Here is a 14,486-nt window from a genome sequence, read left to right as displayed (position 1 = left end):
CGTCACAGCGACTCCTTCAGGCGACGGTTCTTCTCCTCGACCTGGCGCTCCAGGTCGCGGGCGTAGCGCTCGACGTCGTCGGCGACCGCGTCATCGGCGGCGCCCAGGATGCGGGCGGCGAGCAGGCCGGCGTTCTTCGCGCCGTTGATCGACACCGTCGCCACCGGGATGCCGGCGGGCATCTGCACGATGCTCAGCAGGGAGTCCATGCCGTCGAGGGTCGCCAGCTGCACGGGAACGCCGATCACCGGCAGCGCCGTGACCGAGGCGAGCATGCCGGGCAGGTGCGCGGCGCCGCCGGCGCCGGCGATGATGACGCGCAGTCCGCGGGCGCGCGCGCCGCGACCGTAGCTCAGGAGCTTGTCGGGCGTGCGGTGGGCCGAGACCACCTCGACCTCGTGGGCGATGCCGAAGTCGCTCAGCGCCTGCGAGGCGTCGCTCATGACCCGCCAATCCGAGTCGGAGCCCATGACCACGCCGACCAGCGGCGATGCGGAGGAGTGCAAGGGTCGAGTCACCCGACCAGGCTAGGCGTGGAGTCTGGAAAGTCCCCGGAACGGCGCGCGCTCACGGGGCAGAGTCGGGGCGGATCAGTCGGCGAAGTACGCCGCCGCCGCTCGCGCCTCGTAGACGACCGCGTCGAGCTCGTCGCCCACGACGTTGACGTGCCCCACCTTGCGTCCCGGGCGCGGCGCCTTGCCATAGGTGTGCACCTTGGCCGACGGGTGGGCGGCCAGCGCCGCCGGCAGGCGGTCCTCGAGCGCATCGTCGACGGGTCCGCCGAGGATGTTGACCATGACCGCCCACGGCGCCCGCGGCGACGGATCGCCGAGCGGCAGATCGAGGACGGCGCGCAGGTGCTGCTCGAACTGACTCGTGACGGCGCCGTCCTGGCTCCAGTGGCCGCTGTTGTGCGGGCGCATGGCCAGCTCGTTCACGAGCAGCCGCTCGTCGGTGGTCTCGAACAGCTCGACGGCCAGCATGCCCGTCACGCCGAGTCCCTCGGCGATCCGCGAGCCGATCTCGGCCGCGACGGCGGCGACCCGCCCTCCCTCGTGGGGTGCGGGTGCGATGACCTCCGCGCAGACGCCGTCGCGCTGGACGGTCTCCACGACCGGGTAGACGCGGGTCTGACCCGACGGGCGGCGGGCGATCTGCTGGGCGAGCTCGCGGGAGAACGCGACGAGCTCCTCGACGAGCAGCTCCTCCCCCGGCGCGAGCGCGGCGAGCCAGTCCGCCGCCTCGTCCGCATCCCGCACGACCCGCACGCCCTTGCCGTCGTACCCGCCGCGGGGGGTCTTCACGACGCCCCGGCCGTCGTGGCCGTCGAGGAACGTCTGGAGACCCGCGGCGTCCGAGACCGCCGCCCACTCCGGCTGCGGAAGGCCGAGCTCCTCGAGTCGCGCGCGCATGAGCAGCTTGTCCTGCGCGTAGAGGAGTGCGTCGGGCCCGGGGTGGACGGCGACGCCGTCGGCGACGAGGGCGCGGAGCACGTCCTGCGGGACGTGCTCGTGATCGAAGGTGACGGCGTCGACGCCGCGCGCGAACGCCCGCACCGTCTCCAGGTCGCGGTAGTCGCCGACCGCGGTCGCGGCCAGCCCGGCCGCCATGCCCTCCTCCTCGGCGAGCACGCGGATCTCGATCCCGAGCTCGACCGCGGGCGCGATCATCATGCGGGCCAGCTGCCCTCCGCCGACGACTCCGACCTTTACCGACATGATGCCCTTCCGCTGCGCGAGCGCCTGGCCGACGGGATTGCGTCGTCCGGCGGGTTCCATCTTCCCAGGTCGCGCGCCGCGACCGCTCGTCAGCGCGCGTCGGCGATCGTCGGGGTCGCGTGCGAGTCGCGGTGCGCGAGGATCTGGCTGATCTCCACCTGATCGGCGAGCGTCTCGTGCACGAGCCGCACCGCCGGGATGTCGGCGAGGCGCAGCGGGGCGTCCACGCCGTTGGACAGCGAGAGGGTCCCCGCTCCCCACAGGCGCTGCAGCGGGCCGCGCTTCTCGGAGATCGTGTAGCCCCGCGCATGGGTGACCTCGCGGCGGGTGCGGCTGACCAGCCCGGACTGCTCGACGACCCGTCGCGTCGTGATCGTGTAGGTGTGCGCGAGCCACCGGAGGTAGGGCACCACGACGAGCAGGAGCACGACGAGCGCCGCGGCGGACCACAGCATCCAGTCCTCGAACGGCGCGGGGAGGTTGCCCGAGAAGTACCCCACCGCCCCGGCGACGACGACGAGCACGAGGGCGCTCCAGAACAGCCGTCGGGCATGACGGCGCAGACGCACGAGCCGGAGCTCGGGCGCGGCCGCGCCGGGAGCCGGCGTCAGCGGCCGTCCGGAGTACGCGGTCGGCTGGGTCACGCGTCCATTGTCACCGAGGCCTGCGACACGGCGGGGTCGGCGCGCCGCCGGGCCGGTGACGTCCGCTCACCCGCGCCGCGAGCTCCGGTCACCCGCGCCGCGAGCTCCGATCACGAGGGCGCGGGACCCGAGGTGGCGCGCACGTGCACGACGTCTCCGGCCGAGACCACCGCCTCGGTGCCCGCGGTCGCCACCACCAGGCGGCCCTCGGCGTCCAGCCGCTCCGCGCGACCGTCCAGCGTGGTGCCGTCCGGCAGCGACACGGCGACATCGGACCCGAGCGTCGTGCACACCGCGGCGATCTCCTCCGCCACACCGCCGCTCCCCGACACCGACAGCGCGGCGATGCCGTCGCGCAGCGCCGTGAGGTAGTCGGCCACCAGGCGGTCCTCGTCGACCTCCCGTCCGAGCGCGGCGAAGGAGGTCGCCGTCGGCAGCGGCAGATCCGCCTCGGTCATCGTCGTGTTCACTCCGGCCCCCACCACGACGCGGTGCGGGTCCGACGCCAGCACCTCGGTGAGGATGCCGCTGATCTTCAGATCGCTGACCAGCACGTCGTTGGGCCACTTCAGCGCGACCTCCAGCCCCACCAGCTGCGCGGCGATCGCCCGCCGCATCGCGGCCCCGGCGACGAGGGGGATCCAGCCGCGGTCGGCGTGGGCGACGGCGCCGACCTCCAGGAGCACGGAGACCGCGAGGGCGGTTCCGGGCGGGGCCGTCCACGAGCGTCCGAGCCGTCCGCGACCGGCCCGCTGATCGCGGGTCAGCAGCACGGACAGGTGCGGGTGGCCGAGCGGATCGGCTGCGGCGCCGGCGAGGAGCGCGGCGTTGGTCGAATCGACCGTGTCGGCGACCTGGAAGCGAGGCGAGACGGCGGCGGCGAGCGGATATCCGGGATCGGCGTGAGACATGGCCGCCACGATACGCCCGTCCGCGGCGGCAACCCGTCTGGCCGGGACCGACAACGCCTGCCCCCGCGCGTTGTGGCCGCCTGCCAACCGGCGGCGGGATGCGCTCGCTAGGGTGGAACGCGTGACCGACCAGCCCGACCTGTCCACGACCGCCGGCAAGATCGCCGATCTGCGTGCACGCTTCCAGGAGGCCGTCCTCGACGCCGAGACGGTCGCCCAGCAGAAGCAGCACGCGAAGGGGAAGGGGACGGCGCGCGAGCGGATCGAGCAGCTCGTCGACCCCGGCAGCTTCGTCGAGCTCGACGAGTACGTGCGCCACCGCACCAGCGCCTTCGGCATGGATCGCTCCCGTCCCTACGGCGACTCGGTCGTCACCGGCGTCGGGACGATCCACGGCCGCACGGTCGCGGTCTACTCGCAGGACTTCTCCACGTTCGGCGGGTCGCTGGGCGAGGTCGCCGGCGACAAGATCATCAAGGTCATGGAGTTCGCCCTGCGCGGCGGCATGCCGATCGTCGGGATCCTCGACTCGGGCGGCGCCCGCATCCAGGAGGGCGTCGTGGCCCTCGGCAAGTACGGCGAGATCTTCCGCCTGAACACCGCGGCCTCCGGCGTCATCCCCCAGATCTCGATCATCATGGGGCCGGCCGCCGGCGGCGCCGTCTACTCTCCCGCGCTGACCGACTTCGTGGTGATGGTCGACAAGACCAGCCAGATGTTCGTCACCGGGCCCGACGTGATCAAGACCGTGACCGGCGAGGACGTCGGCATGGAGGAGCTGGGCGGCGCGTACACGCACAACACCCGATCGGGGGTCGCGCACTACCTCGCCGAGGACGAGGACGACGCGATCGACTACGTCCGCACGATGCTCGGCTTCCTCCCCGACAACAACATGGCCGAGCTCCCCGACTACGAGCACTCGTTCGAGTTCGAGACCACCGATGCCGACCGGCTGCTGAACACGATCATCCCCGACTCCCCCAACCAGCCCTACGACATCCACGAGGTGATCCGCGGCATCGTCGACGGCGCCGAGTTCCTCGAGGTGCAGCCGCTGTTCGCCCCGAACATCGTGATCGGCTTCGGGCGCATCGAGGGCCGCTCGGTCGGGATCATCGCCAACCAGCCGTCGCAGATGGCGGGGACGCTCAACATCGAGGCCGGCGAGAAGGCGAGCCGCTTCGTCCGGTTCTGCGACGCGTTCTCCATCCCCATCGTGACCCTCGTCGACGTCCCCGGCTACCTCCCGGGCACCGATCAGGAGTGGACGGGCGTCATCCGGCGCGGCGCGAAGCTGCTCTACGCCTACGCCGAGGCCACCGTGCCCCTGGTGACCGTGATCCTCCGCAAGGCGTACGGCGGGGCGTACATCGTCATGGGATCCAAGCAGCTCGGCGCCGACATCAACCTCGCGTGGCCCACGGCCGAGATCGCGGTGATGGGCGGTCAGGGCGCCGTGAACATCCTCTACCGGGGCGAGATCAAGCGGGCCGAGGAGGCGGGCGAGGATGTCGCCGCCGTCCGCACGCGCCTGGCCAACGAGTACACCTACAACGTGGCCTCTCCGTTCCTTGCGGCCGAGCGCGGCGAACTGGACGGCATCATCGAGCCGGCCGCCACCCGCGTCGCGGTGGCCAAGGCCCTGCGGGCGCTGCGCGGCAAGCGCGCGAGCCTCCCCGCCAAGAAGCACGGGAACATCCCGCTGTGACCGGCGTGGGCGGCGACGACGGCGGGGCCGCCCCCGCCGATCCGGGTCTGCGCATCGAGGTGCTGCGCGGCAATCCCGACGCCGAGGAACTGGCGGCGGCGGTCGCCGTCGTGAGCGAGTCATACCGCTCCGAGGCCGCCGCCGCAGTGGCCGAGGAGGCACGCGTCCGCACCGCCTGGCAGCTCAGCGCGCGGGCCATGCGCCAGCCCCTGCGGCGCGAGCTCGGATGGGGCCGTTTCGGCGGCTGAGAGCGCCCTTCCACGGGGTCCGGCAGGCCTCCGCGGAGATGTCCCCCAAAATACCTACAGACATTCCCGGGGCCCCGTCGCACACTTGAACTGCTGGAACGCTTCTGCGTTCGGTCGATCTCCTCTCTGAGTACGGATCGGCCAGCGAGTCGGTTTTCGGGTAACCGCTCGCGCAGGCGAGGGGCGGGCGGCTTCGCCGCCCCTCGCCTCCCTCCCCCTCCTTCGACCACCGTCGTCGGCGCGCATGCGCGAACTCGTGCGCAGCGCAGGACGCCGCGACAGGACGCGCTCCGCAGCCGTCCGCAGGTGGTCTCGGCGTCTCAGTCCTCGACGCCCACGCGATCCTGGGCCTCCGCCGCGCCCTCGACGGCCTCGGGTTCCCGGACGGCCGGCCAGCGGATCTCGTGCCAGAGGTCCACGACGTCCTCGCCGTCCGGATCGTCCTCGCTGCGCGAGCGGCCCACCACGGTCACCGCGATGCTCTCGTGCTGCGACGTGCGGATGAACACGCGCTCGGAGCGCGCATCCGACAGCGCCTTGGCGAGCTCCCCGCGGATGACGGTGAGCTGATCCTCGTCGACCCCGTCGAGACCGCCCTCGTCGAGCATCGTGACCTCGGTGCCGCGGCGGCGCACCGCTTCCAGCTGCACGCGCACGTCATCGTCGAGCAGGCGGCGACCGCGCAGCTCGTCCCGCAGCCGTCCCTCCGCCAGGCGCGCCTGGGCCCGCTCCTCGTCGTCGAGGACTCCCCCGGTCTCGATGACCCGGGTCAGCACGGGACCGGCGAGCGCGATGGCGCGCTGGACGGTGACGCGCCGCTCGCGACGGCGTCCCGACTGCGACGCGAGCCACTCGGACGAGGAGCGCTGGAGCTCGGTCAGCTCCGCGGTGTCGCGGGCCGCGCGCGCCATGAGCCCGGTCACCAGCTGGGCGATCCCCACCCACACCACGGCGCCCACCGCACCCAGGGACAGCGCGTTGACGATGCCGATCCAGAAGCTCCCCGTGACCACGATGATCGCGACGCCGAACCAGGCCGCCCACACGCGCCGGCGGACCACCAGGATCGCCATCAGCGCACTGATGCCGCCGAGGCCCCAGGTGGCGTAGGCCTGCAGTCGTGCGTCGGTGCCCGCGGCGAACCAGGTGACGTTGGGGACAATCACCGCGGTGACCAGGGAGAGGACCACGAGCCACACCGGCAGCGGTGCGGTGACGGGATTCCAGAAGATGCACAGCCACACCGTCACGAGGTAGAGGCCGATCGCCCCGACCATGAGCAGCGGATGATCGGGCGTGACGGTCCAGATCATGCCGCCGACGGCCAGGTAGGCCGTGAAGACCACACCGAGCGACGAGAGCGCCGAGCGCATCGAGACCCTCATGCCTGCCTCTCCCAGTAGAGCGTCACGCGGGTGCCGCCGGGACCGCTCTCGATGCGCGAGCTGCCGGCGACGGCCGCCACGCGCGCGGAGATCGATCCGCGGATGCCCAGGCGGTCGTCGGGCACCGCGTCGGGATCGAAGCCGGGCCCTTCGTCTCCGATGAGGATCTCGACGTCCCGATCCCCGGCCGTGACGACGACGACGAGGCCGGCGGCGTCGGCGTGCTCGACGGAGTTGGCGATCGCCTGCGTGGTCGCGAGCACGAGGGCGCGCGCGACGCGGCCCGGCAGCGACCACGTCTGCGCGGGGAGGCGGCCCGACACGGGCGGACCCCCGCACTCCGCCGAGGCGCGGTCCAGATCGGCGACGAAGGAGGCCAGCGGAACCGGCGCGTCGGACCCCTCGCCCGCGTCCTGGTCGACGTTGGCGAGCCGGGTGAGCGCCTCGCGCGCCATCGAGACGGCGAGCGAGCGCTCCCGCGGGGTGCGGGCGCGCTCGGCGGCGATGAGGGCGGCCAGCACGCTGTCGTGCATGAGGGCGGCCACCGCCACCCGCTCCCGCTCCGAGGCGTCGGCGGCGGCCGCGGCGGCGTAGGAGCCGACCGCGTCGCGCCGGGCGGTGTCCATCTGCACGGCCACACTGCGGAGCATCCATCCGAGGACGAGGAACACGAGCGCCAGGATGATGGCGAACACGACGTCCAGCAGGGTCGCCTGGAGTCCGGCCGGTCCCACCTGGATGGTGCGGACGATGCCGTAGAGCACCGGGATCAGCACCGCCCAGACGATCTGCAGCGGCATGGAGAAGGCCAGGACGGCGGCGACGGTCCCGACGTTCAGCAGGAACCAGATCCACGGCTCGGAGCTGCCGGCGTTGTCGCGGCCCGCCGTGGCGGCCGGCCACGCGATGAGCACGAGCGGGAAGACGATCGCGAACACGCCGGCGCAGGCGCGGGTGGCCAGCCCCGTCGAGCTCGCGACCACCATGACGATGAGCGGCACGAAGACGGCGACGACGAAGGCCATCCGCCAGAGCGGACCCTCCTGCACCGAGGTCAGCGCGTTGAAGAACGCCTGTGCGCCCAGGACCGAGCAGCCGAACCCGACGACGACGCCGAGGATCCGCTCCACCCGAGCCTGGGAGAACCGCTCGCTGCCCGCCGCCGCGGCCTCGCCGGGCGGAAGGATCGGCCGGAGCGACACGGCCCCGGACGGGAGCTCAGACGTCACCCTCGGCCTCGGTCACGAGTCCGTCCTCCATCGCGCGGCGGAGGAGATCGACCTTGGTCGGCGCGGGGCGTCCCACGTCGATGTACTTCACCCGCACCCGCGTGATGTTCTCCTTGGCCGTGGAGTACGCGATGCCCAGGCGGTCCGCCACGGCCTTGAGCGGCAGGCCGGTCGCGTACAGCCGCAGCACGTCGCGCTCGCGCGAGGACAGCTGGGCGTCGGCGAAGGCGCGGTCGCCGTCGACGGCGCTGGCCCACTCGACGTTGTCCAGCGGCTCGCCGGCCGCCACGATGCGGATGGCGCGGATGACGTCGTCGATGCGGGACGACTTGCTGACGACACCGGCGGCACCGGCGGCGAGCGCCTCGCGCACGGCGGCGGGCCGGTCGGCGACGCTGTGGATGATGACCTCGGAGCCGTCGGCGGTGAGCCGCACGACGTTCTCCGTCACCGTCGTGCCGTCGCCGAGGGTGAGGTCGAGGACCACGACGTCAGCCGGTCCGCTCGGATCGAGGACACGCCACTTCATGTAGTCCGTGACCGTGTCGCCCGAGAACACGACGTCCTTCTCGGCCTCACGGGCGCATGCCGCCTCGAGTCCGAGGCGCACGGATTCGTGGTCGTCGATGAACGCCACACGAGTCATGGCCCCAGCCTAACGACGCGAGTGGTCACGAGTGAGGAGGACGAGCGCTTCGATGTGATGAGAGTTCGGGAAGAGGTCGTAGCCGTGCACGGCGCCGGCCCGGTATCCGAGCGCGGCGAAGGTCGCCAGGTCACGGGCCAGGGCGACCGGATCGCACGCGACGTAGGCGACGTGGGCGGGCTGGAGCGACGCGACGCGCTCCACGACCTCGCGGCCGGCGCCGGCGCGCGGCGGGTCGAGGACGACCACGCCGCCGCGCAGCCGCGTCCGCTCGGCGGCCGAGGCCGACGACGCGAGGTGGGCGAGCCACCGGTCGACACGGCCCGTCTCCGCCCGCGCCCCGACCCAGTCGGCGAGGTTCGCCCCCGCGTGCTCGGTGGCGCGCGCATCGGACTCGACCGTGGTGATGCGCGTCGCGGGGCCGCCGACGCCGGCGACGGCGGCGGCGAGCAGGCCCACGCCGCCGTAGAGGTCCAGGTGCCACGCGTCCGGGTCGACGACCCCGTCCGCGCCCGTCCCCGCCTCGCCGAGCAGCGCGGTCAGGGCCGCGCTGAGCGTGTGCGCGGCGAGCCGGTGCACCTGCCAGAATCCTCCGGCGTCCACCCGGAACGGCCTGCCGCCGACTATCTCCACGACGGTCTCCGCCGCGGCGGGATCCGTCGCAGCGCGCGCGGGCCCCCCGCCGCGGCGAGGTCCCCGCCGCGGACGGTCCGCCGCGTCGGGGCGGGCGATCACGCGCACCCCTCCGTCGGCGGGCTGCACGAAGTCCAGCCGGCCCGGTGCCGCCTGCCGCCCCTGCAGCGCGGCGGCCGCGATCCCCGGGGTCGCCAGCGGCAGCTCGTCCACCTCGATCACGCGATGGCTGCGCGCGGCGAAGGGCCCGACGCGCCCGTCGGCGTCGACGTGCATGCTGACCCGCGTGCGCCAGCCGGTCCCGTCCGCGCTCTCGGCCCCGCCCGTCCCGCTCGGCAGCGCCTCCGACACGGACACCGGAAGGTCGAGGCCCCCGATCCGCTGGAGCGCGTCGCGAACGACCCGCGTCTTCAGCTCGCGCTGATGGGCGAGCGCGATATGGCCGAAGTCAGCGCCGCCGGGCCGCCCCTCGGGCGGCACTCCCACGTCCGCCTGGGCCCACACGTGGGGGCGCCGGTGGGGGGACGCGGTCACCACGTCGAGCACCTCGCCGCGCCAGAAGGACGGCTTCGACCGGTCCGTCAACCGCACGCGCACCCGCTCGCCCGGGATGGCGTCGGGGACGAACACCACACGCCCGCCGCGGTCGGCGCTCCCGTCGTCGAGGCGCGCGACGAAGACGCCCCCGTGCGCGACGTCGGTGATGTCCAGCTCGATCTCCGGGCTGTCTTCGCTCGTGGCCATCCTCCGACTCTCCCACACCGCCGCTCGATAGCGTGGGGGCATGCACGTCTGCCTCGCCTCGACCTCTCCGGCCCGTCTCATGCTCATGCGTCAGGCCGGCATCGAGCCGTCGGCGCGCGCCCCGCGTGTGGACGAGGAGGCGGTGATCGCCGAGGTCGAGGCGCGCGAGGGCCGCACCCTGCCTCCCGGCGAGCACGTGCTCCTGCTCGCGCGGCGCAAGGCCGCCGACGTGGTCGCGGCCCTCGCCGAGGACGAGCCCGGCTTCGAGGGCCTCGTGGTGGGCGGCGACTCGATGTTCGAGCTCGACGGCGAGGTGCTCGGCAAGCCGTACACGCCCGAGGCCGCCACCGCCCGCTGGCACGCGATGCGGGGAAGGACGGGCACCCTCCACTCCGGCCACAGCGTCTTCCTGGTGGTGCCGGGGGCTGCTCCTGTCGAGGCCCACGCCGTCGCCGACGCCGAGGTCACCTTCGCCGCCGACGTCACCGACGCCGAGATCGACGCCTACGTCGCCACGGGCGAACCGCTGTTGGTGGCCGGCGCCTTCACCGTGGACAGCCTCGGCGGCGCCTTCATCACGCGCGTGGTCGGCGACCCCTCCACCGTCGTCGGCATGTCGCTCTCGACGGTGCGACGCCTGGCCGCGGAGCTCGGCGTGCCGTGGACACGGCTCTGGAACCGCGGCGGCACCGCCCCGGCCTCGTAGGGTCCCGCACACGATCCCGCGGCGATCTTGTGCGAGTGATCCAAAGGTGGTCGCCGCGTCGTGGGTAGGCTGGCACCCATGCCTCACATCGCCAAGGTCCTCATCGCGAACCGCGGCGAGATCGCCGTCCGCGTCATCCGCGCCGCCCGCGACTCCGGCAAGGCGTCGGTGGCGGTCTACGCCGACCAGGACCGCGACGCCATGCACACCCGCCTCGCCGACGAAGCGTACGCCCTCGAGGGCGCCACCAGCGCGGAGACCTATCTGTCGATCGAGAAGATCCTCTCGGTCGCCCGCCGCTCCGGCGCGGACGCGGTCCACCCCGGCTACGGATTCCTCGCCGAGAACGCCGACTTCGCCCGCGCGGTGATCGGCGCCGGCCTCACCTGGATCGGCCCGTCGCCCGAGGCGATCGAGGCGCTCGGCGACAAGGTCACCGCACGGCACGTCGCCGAGAAGGTCGGCGCGCCGCTGGCTCCGGGGACGCCCGGTCCGGTCGACGGCGCCGACGAGGTCATCGCCTTTGCCCGGGAGCACGGCCTCCCGATCGCGATCAAGGCCGCCTACGGCGGCGGCGGACGAGGCCTGAAGGTCGCCCGCGAGCTCGACGAGGTCGCCGAGCTGTTCGAGTCGGCCACCCGCGAGGCCATCGCCGCCTTCGGGCGCGGCGAGTGCTTCGTCGAGAAGTACCTCGACAAGCCCCGCCACGTCGAGACCCAGTGCCTCGCCGACGCGGAGGGCAACGTGGTGGTGGTCTCCACGCGCGACTGCTCGCTGCAGCGCCGTCACCAGAAGCTCGTCGAGGAGGCGCCCGCCCCGTTCCTCACCGAGGAGCAGAACCGCATCCTCTACGAGTCGTCCAAGGCGATCCTCAAGGAGGTCGGCTACGTTGGCGCCGGCACGTGCGAGTTCCTGATCGGCGCCGACGGCACGATCTCGTTCCTCGAGGTGAACACGCGACTCCAGGTCGAGCACCCCGTGTCGGAGGAGGTCACCGGCATCGATCTCGTGCGCGAGCAGTTCCGTCTCGCCGAGGGCGGCGTGCTGGACTACCCCGACCCCGAGCCGCAGGGTCACTCCTTCGAGTTCCGCATCAACGGCGAGGACCCGGGGCGTGGATTCCTCCCCCAGCCCGGCCGCATCCACCAGTTCAAGACGTTCGGCGGTCCCGGCATCCGGCTCGACTCCGGCGTGACGGCCGGCGACAGCGTCTCGGGCGCCTTCGACTCCCTGCTCGGCAAGATCATCGTCTCCGGCCGCGACCGCGCCGAGGCGCTCGAGCGCTCGCGGCGCGCGCTCGACGAGTTCGAGGTCTCGGGCATGCCGACGGTGCTCCCCTTCCACCGCAAGGTCGTCCGCGATCCCGCCTTCACCGCGGAGGACGGCCGGTTCGGCGTGTTCACCCGCTGGATCGAGACGGAGTTCGACAACGACATCGCGCCGTGGGACGGCGAGCTCGAGTCGCCCGAGTCCGGCGAGGCGCGCCACACGGTGGTCGTCGAGGTCGGCGGCAAGCGCCTCGAGGTGAGCCTGCCCGACCGCATCGCCCAGGCCCCCACCAAGGTCGGCCGCCCCGCAGCGGTGCCGCCGTCCCGGCGCTCCCATGCGCCGACCGTGAACGCGGGCGCCTCCGGCGACGCCGTGAAGTCCCCCATGCAGGCGACGATCGTGAAGGTCGCCGTCGAGGAGGGCCAGCAGGTGGTCAAGGGCGACCTCGTCGTCGTCCTCGAGGCGATGAAGATGGAGCAGCCGCTGCAGGCCCACAAGGACGGCGTCATCGGCGCGATCAACGCCCGGCCGGGCACCACGGTCCCCGCCGGGCACCAGCTGCTCACGATCTCCTGACCCGCGCCGACGCGCCGGGGCCTGCTGACAACACCGCCCTCGCGGGTTAGCGTGGGCAGATGAGACGCCTGACCACACGCCTGACCGCCCTGGCCGTGGCCGCCACGGGGGGACTTCTGCTCGCCTCGTGCGGGGCGGCGACGCCCGCGGTCGACCTCGACGCGGCCCGCGAATGGGTCGAGGGCGTGCAGGCCGACGAGTCCGACGGCCCCGGCGCCGCCGGCACGGCGACCCTCCTCGTGGACCCGACCGTGGTCGACGACGACGGCGAGGACGATCCCGCCGGCAGCGTCCGTCTGGAGTTCCCCGCCGACGCCACCCTCACCCGCGCGGACGCCTCCTGCTACGGCGGCGGCACGGTGGAGGTCGCCGTCACCGTCTTCGCGACGACCGGCGACGCGACAGAGTCCGACTCGTTCGGGGCCGAGATCGCCTGCGACGAGGACGTCCACGAGATCGATCTGGACGGACGGGTCGGCTCCTCCGCGCTCATCGAGGCGCGCAGCGAGACCGCGACCTACGCCTACGTCCGCCTGATGCAGGAGCTCACGATCAGCAACGAGTGACCGCGCAGCGGCGACTCAGCCGAAGAAGTCGTCGTCGCGGTTCACGAGGTGCATCGCGCGGGTGGCGTCGGTGATCGAGCCCGACAGCGACGGGTACACCGCGAACACGCGCGACACCTGGTCGACGGTCATGCGCCGCTCGACGGCGATCGCGATCGGGTAGATGAGCTCCGAAGCCCGGGGTCCGACGATGACACCGCCGATCACCGTGCCCGATCCCTCGCGGGCGATCAGCTTGACGAAGCCGTCCTTGATGCCCATCATCTTGGCGCGCGCGTTGGCGGCCAGCGGCAGCTTGTAGACGTAGCCGTTGATGGCGCCGGACTCGACGTCCTTCTCCTGCCGGCCGACCGTCGCGATCTCCGGCGCCGTGAAGATGTTCGCCGTGATGCGGCGGCGCTCCAGCGGGATCACGGTGTCGCCCAGCGCGTGGAAGATCGCGGTGCGCCCCTGCATCGAGGCGACGGAGGCCAGCGGGACGAAGGTGGTGCAGTCCCCCGCCGCGTAGATGTTCGGCACCGAGGTGCGCGCGACGCGGTTCACCCGGATGTGTCCCGAGTCGGTCAGCTGCACGCCGGCCTCCTCGAGGCCGATGCCGGCGGTGTTGGGGACCGATCCGACGGCCATGAGGCAGTGGCTGCCCTCGACGGTGCGCCCGTCGGAGAGCGTCACGACGACCCCGTCGCCGACCCGTTCGACCCGCTCGGCGCGGGACTTCGAGAGCACCGTCATGCCGCCGCGCGTGAAGACCTTCTCGAGCACCGTCGCGGCGTCGCGGTCCTCGCCCGGGAGGACCTGATCGCGGCTGGAGATCAGGGTGACCTTCGCGCCGAGGTTCATGTACGCCGATGCGAACTCCGCACCGGTCACGCCGGATCCGACCACGATCAGGTGCGCCGGCAGCGCCTTCATGTCGTAGAGCTGCGTCCACGTGAGGATCCGCTCGCCGTCGGGCTTGGCGCTGTCGAGCTCGCGCGGCGAGGCCCCCACCGACACCACGAGGGTGTCCGCCTCGATCCGGTCGAAGTCGGTCCCTCCCGGCCCGGTCGAGACGACCACGGCGTGCGTGCCGTCGATGCGCCCGTGGCCCGAGAGGATGCGCACGCCGGCTTCGACGAGCTGCGCGCGCATGTCGTCCGACTGCTGGCGGGCCAGCGACAGCAGCCGCTTGTTGACCGCGGCGAGGTTGATGGCCACCTCGGGCTTGAGCGGCTTGCCGCTGTCGGTCTTCGCGAACAGCTGCACGCCCAGGTCGGACGCCTCCGAGATCGCGACGGCGGCGTCGGCGGTCGCGATGAGGCTCTTGGAGGGGACGACGTCGGTGATGACGGCCGACCCTCCCACGCCCGCGCGTTCGACGAGGGTGACCTCCGCGCCCAGCTGCGCCGCGGCCAGCGCCGCCTCGTACCCTCCGGGGCCACCGCCGAGGACGGCGACGGACTGGGTGCGCTCGAAGCTCACGGACGGGAGGCTCGGTGAGGACATGACAACCATTGTCTC

General features: G+C 72.8%; 14 protein-coding genes. 5 read left to right on the top strand and 9 right to left on the bottom strand.

What is annotated here, in order from left to right:
- Window positions 1-2: 2 nt before the first annotated feature.
- The 4 genes from purE to QQZ13_RS13145 form a co-directional block, all read right to left on the bottom strand.
- Window positions 3-470 (bottom strand): 5-(carboxyamino)imidazole ribonucleotide mutase, encoded by a 468-nt coding sequence (gene purE, locus QQZ13_RS13160; protein WP_284529941.1) that lies wholly within the window; start codon window positions 468-470, stop codon window positions 3-5.
- A 120-nt stretch (window positions 471-590) separates the two neighbouring features.
- A complete protein-coding gene (locus tag QQZ13_RS13155; protein WP_284529757.1) occupies window positions 591-1,718 on the bottom strand; it encodes a 5-(carboxyamino)imidazole ribonucleotide synthase in 1,128 nt (375 codons plus the stop codon).
- A gap of 89 nt (window positions 1,719-1,807) precedes the next feature.
- Window positions 1,808-2,362 (bottom strand): PH domain-containing protein, encoded by a 555-nt coding sequence (locus QQZ13_RS13150; protein WP_284529755.1) that lies wholly within the window; start codon window positions 2,360-2,362, stop codon window positions 1,808-1,810.
- 110 nt (window positions 2,363-2,472) lie between these two features.
- Window positions 2,473-3,273 carry a biotin--[acetyl-CoA-carboxylase] ligase gene (locus QQZ13_RS13145; RefSeq protein WP_284529753.1) on the bottom strand — a complete coding sequence of 267 codons (801 nt, stop codon included), beginning with the start codon at window positions 3,271-3,273 and terminating at the stop codon, window positions 2,473-2,475.
- Between the two features lie 121 nt (window positions 3,274-3,394).
- Between QQZ13_RS13145 and QQZ13_RS13140 the strand changes: the two genes are divergently transcribed.
- Both QQZ13_RS13140 and QQZ13_RS13135 read left to right on the top strand, forming a co-directional pair.
- A complete protein-coding gene (locus QQZ13_RS13140) occupies window positions 3,395-4,984 on the top strand; it encodes an acyl-CoA carboxylase subunit beta (protein WP_284529752.1) in 1,590 nt (529 codons plus the stop codon).
- Window positions 4,981-5,232, top strand: a complete 252-nt coding sequence (locus QQZ13_RS13135) for an acyl-CoA carboxylase epsilon subunit (protein WP_284529750.1) — start codon at window positions 4,981-4,983, stop codon at window positions 5,230-5,232. Before QQZ13_RS13140 ends, QQZ13_RS13135 begins: the two co-directional genes overlap by 4 nt.
- Before the next feature lie 320 nt (window positions 5,233-5,552).
- Here QQZ13_RS13135 and QQZ13_RS13130 read toward each other — a convergent pair whose 3' ends face one another.
- The 4 genes from QQZ13_RS13130 to QQZ13_RS13115 are packed head-to-tail and all read right to left on the bottom strand — an operon-like array spanning window position 5,553 to window position 9,869.
- Window positions 5,553-6,617, bottom strand: coding sequence for a hypothetical protein (locus tag QQZ13_RS13130; protein WP_284529749.1), 1,065 nt, complete (start codon window positions 6,615-6,617; stop codon window positions 5,553-5,555).
- Window positions 6,614-7,846 (bottom strand): sensor histidine kinase, encoded by a 1,233-nt coding sequence (locus tag QQZ13_RS13125; protein ID WP_284529748.1) that lies wholly within the window; start codon window positions 7,844-7,846, stop codon window positions 6,614-6,616. The genes QQZ13_RS13130 and QQZ13_RS13125 overlap by 4 nt, the downstream gene beginning before the upstream one ends.
- The gene (locus QQZ13_RS13120; RefSeq protein ID WP_284529747.1) at window positions 7,836-8,492 is read right to left on the bottom strand and encodes a response regulator transcription factor; all 657 of its coding nucleotides are present in this window, start codon (window positions 8,490-8,492) and stop codon (window positions 7,836-7,838) included. The genes QQZ13_RS13125 and QQZ13_RS13120 overlap by 11 nt, the downstream gene beginning before the upstream one ends.
- 9 nt (window positions 8,493-8,501) lie before the next feature.
- A complete protein-coding gene (locus QQZ13_RS13115) occupies window positions 8,502-9,869 on the bottom strand; it encodes a class I SAM-dependent RNA methyltransferase (protein ID WP_284529746.1) in 1,368 nt (455 codons plus the stop codon).
- Between the two features lie 40 nt (window positions 9,870-9,909).
- Between QQZ13_RS13115 and QQZ13_RS13110 the strand changes: the two genes are divergently transcribed.
- From QQZ13_RS13110 to QQZ13_RS13100, 3 genes are all read left to right on the top strand, one after another.
- On the top strand, window positions 9,910-10,575 hold the full coding sequence (locus QQZ13_RS13110; protein WP_284529745.1) for a nucleoside triphosphate pyrophosphatase: 666 nt from the start codon (window positions 9,910-9,912) through the stop codon (window positions 10,573-10,575).
- A gap of 78 nt (window positions 10,576-10,653) precedes the next feature.
- A complete protein-coding gene (locus QQZ13_RS13105) occupies window positions 10,654-12,420 on the top strand; it encodes a biotin carboxylase N-terminal domain-containing protein (RefSeq protein ID WP_284529744.1) in 1,767 nt (588 codons plus the stop codon).
- A gap of 59 nt (window positions 12,421-12,479) precedes the next feature.
- Window positions 12,480-12,986, top strand: coding sequence for a hypothetical protein (locus QQZ13_RS13100; protein WP_284529742.1), 507 nt, complete (start codon window positions 12,480-12,482; stop codon window positions 12,984-12,986).
- 15 nt (window positions 12,987-13,001) lie between these two features.
- Here the strand turns inward: QQZ13_RS13100 and QQZ13_RS13095 are convergent, their stop codons facing one another.
- Window positions 13,002-14,471, bottom strand: a complete 1,470-nt coding sequence (locus QQZ13_RS13095) for an NAD(P)H-quinone dehydrogenase (protein WP_284529741.1) — start codon at window positions 14,469-14,471, stop codon at window positions 13,002-13,004.
- Between the last annotated feature and the right edge of the window lie 15 nt (window positions 14,472-14,486).

Origin of the sequence: Microbacterium sp. T2.11-28, from assembly GCF_950097975.1 — a bacterium.
In the GTDB taxonomy this organism is placed as follows: Bacteria; Actinomycetota; Actinomycetes; order Actinomycetales; family Microbacteriaceae; genus Microbacterium.
The sequence above is the reverse complement of the archived record's forward strand: the minus strand, read 5'-3'. Positions and strand labels throughout refer to the sequence as shown.

Excerpts from the sequence above, each read along its gene's own strand:
- purE (WP_284529941.1), bottom strand. The coding sequence starts at position 470 with ATGGGCTCCGACTCGGATTGGCGGGTCATGAGCGACGCCTCGCAGGCG.
- QQZ13_RS13155 (WP_284529757.1), bottom strand. The coding sequence starts at position 1,718 with ATGTCGGTAAAGGTCGGAGTCGTCGGCGGAGGGCAGCTGGCCCGCATG.
- QQZ13_RS13145 (WP_284529753.1), bottom strand. The coding sequence starts at position 3,273 with ATGTCTCACGCCGATCCCGGATATCCGCTCGCCGCCGCCGTCTCGCCT.
- QQZ13_RS13130 (WP_284529749.1), bottom strand. The coding sequence starts at position 6,617 with ATGAGGGTCTCGATGCGCTCGGCGCTCTCGTCGCTCGGTGTGGTCTTC.
- QQZ13_RS13120 (WP_284529747.1), bottom strand. The coding sequence starts at position 8,492 with ATGACTCGTGTGGCGTTCATCGACGACCACGAATCCGTGCGCCTCGGA.
- QQZ13_RS13115 (WP_284529746.1), bottom strand. The coding sequence starts at position 9,869 with ATGGCCACGAGCGAAGACAGCCCGGAGATCGAGCTGGACATCACCGAC.
- QQZ13_RS13110 (WP_284529745.1), top strand. The coding sequence starts at position 9,910 with ATGCACGTCTGCCTCGCCTCGACCTCTCCGGCCCGTCTCATGCTCATG.
- QQZ13_RS13105 (WP_284529744.1), top strand. The coding sequence starts at position 10,654 with ATGCCTCACATCGCCAAGGTCCTCATCGCGAACCGCGGCGAGATCGCC.
- QQZ13_RS13100 (WP_284529742.1), top strand. The coding sequence starts at position 12,480 with ATGAGACGCCTGACCACACGCCTGACCGCCCTGGCCGTGGCCGCCACG.
- QQZ13_RS13095 (WP_284529741.1), bottom strand. The coding sequence starts at position 14,471 with ATGTCCTCACCGAGCCTCCCGTCCGTGAGCTTCGAGCGCACCCAGTCC.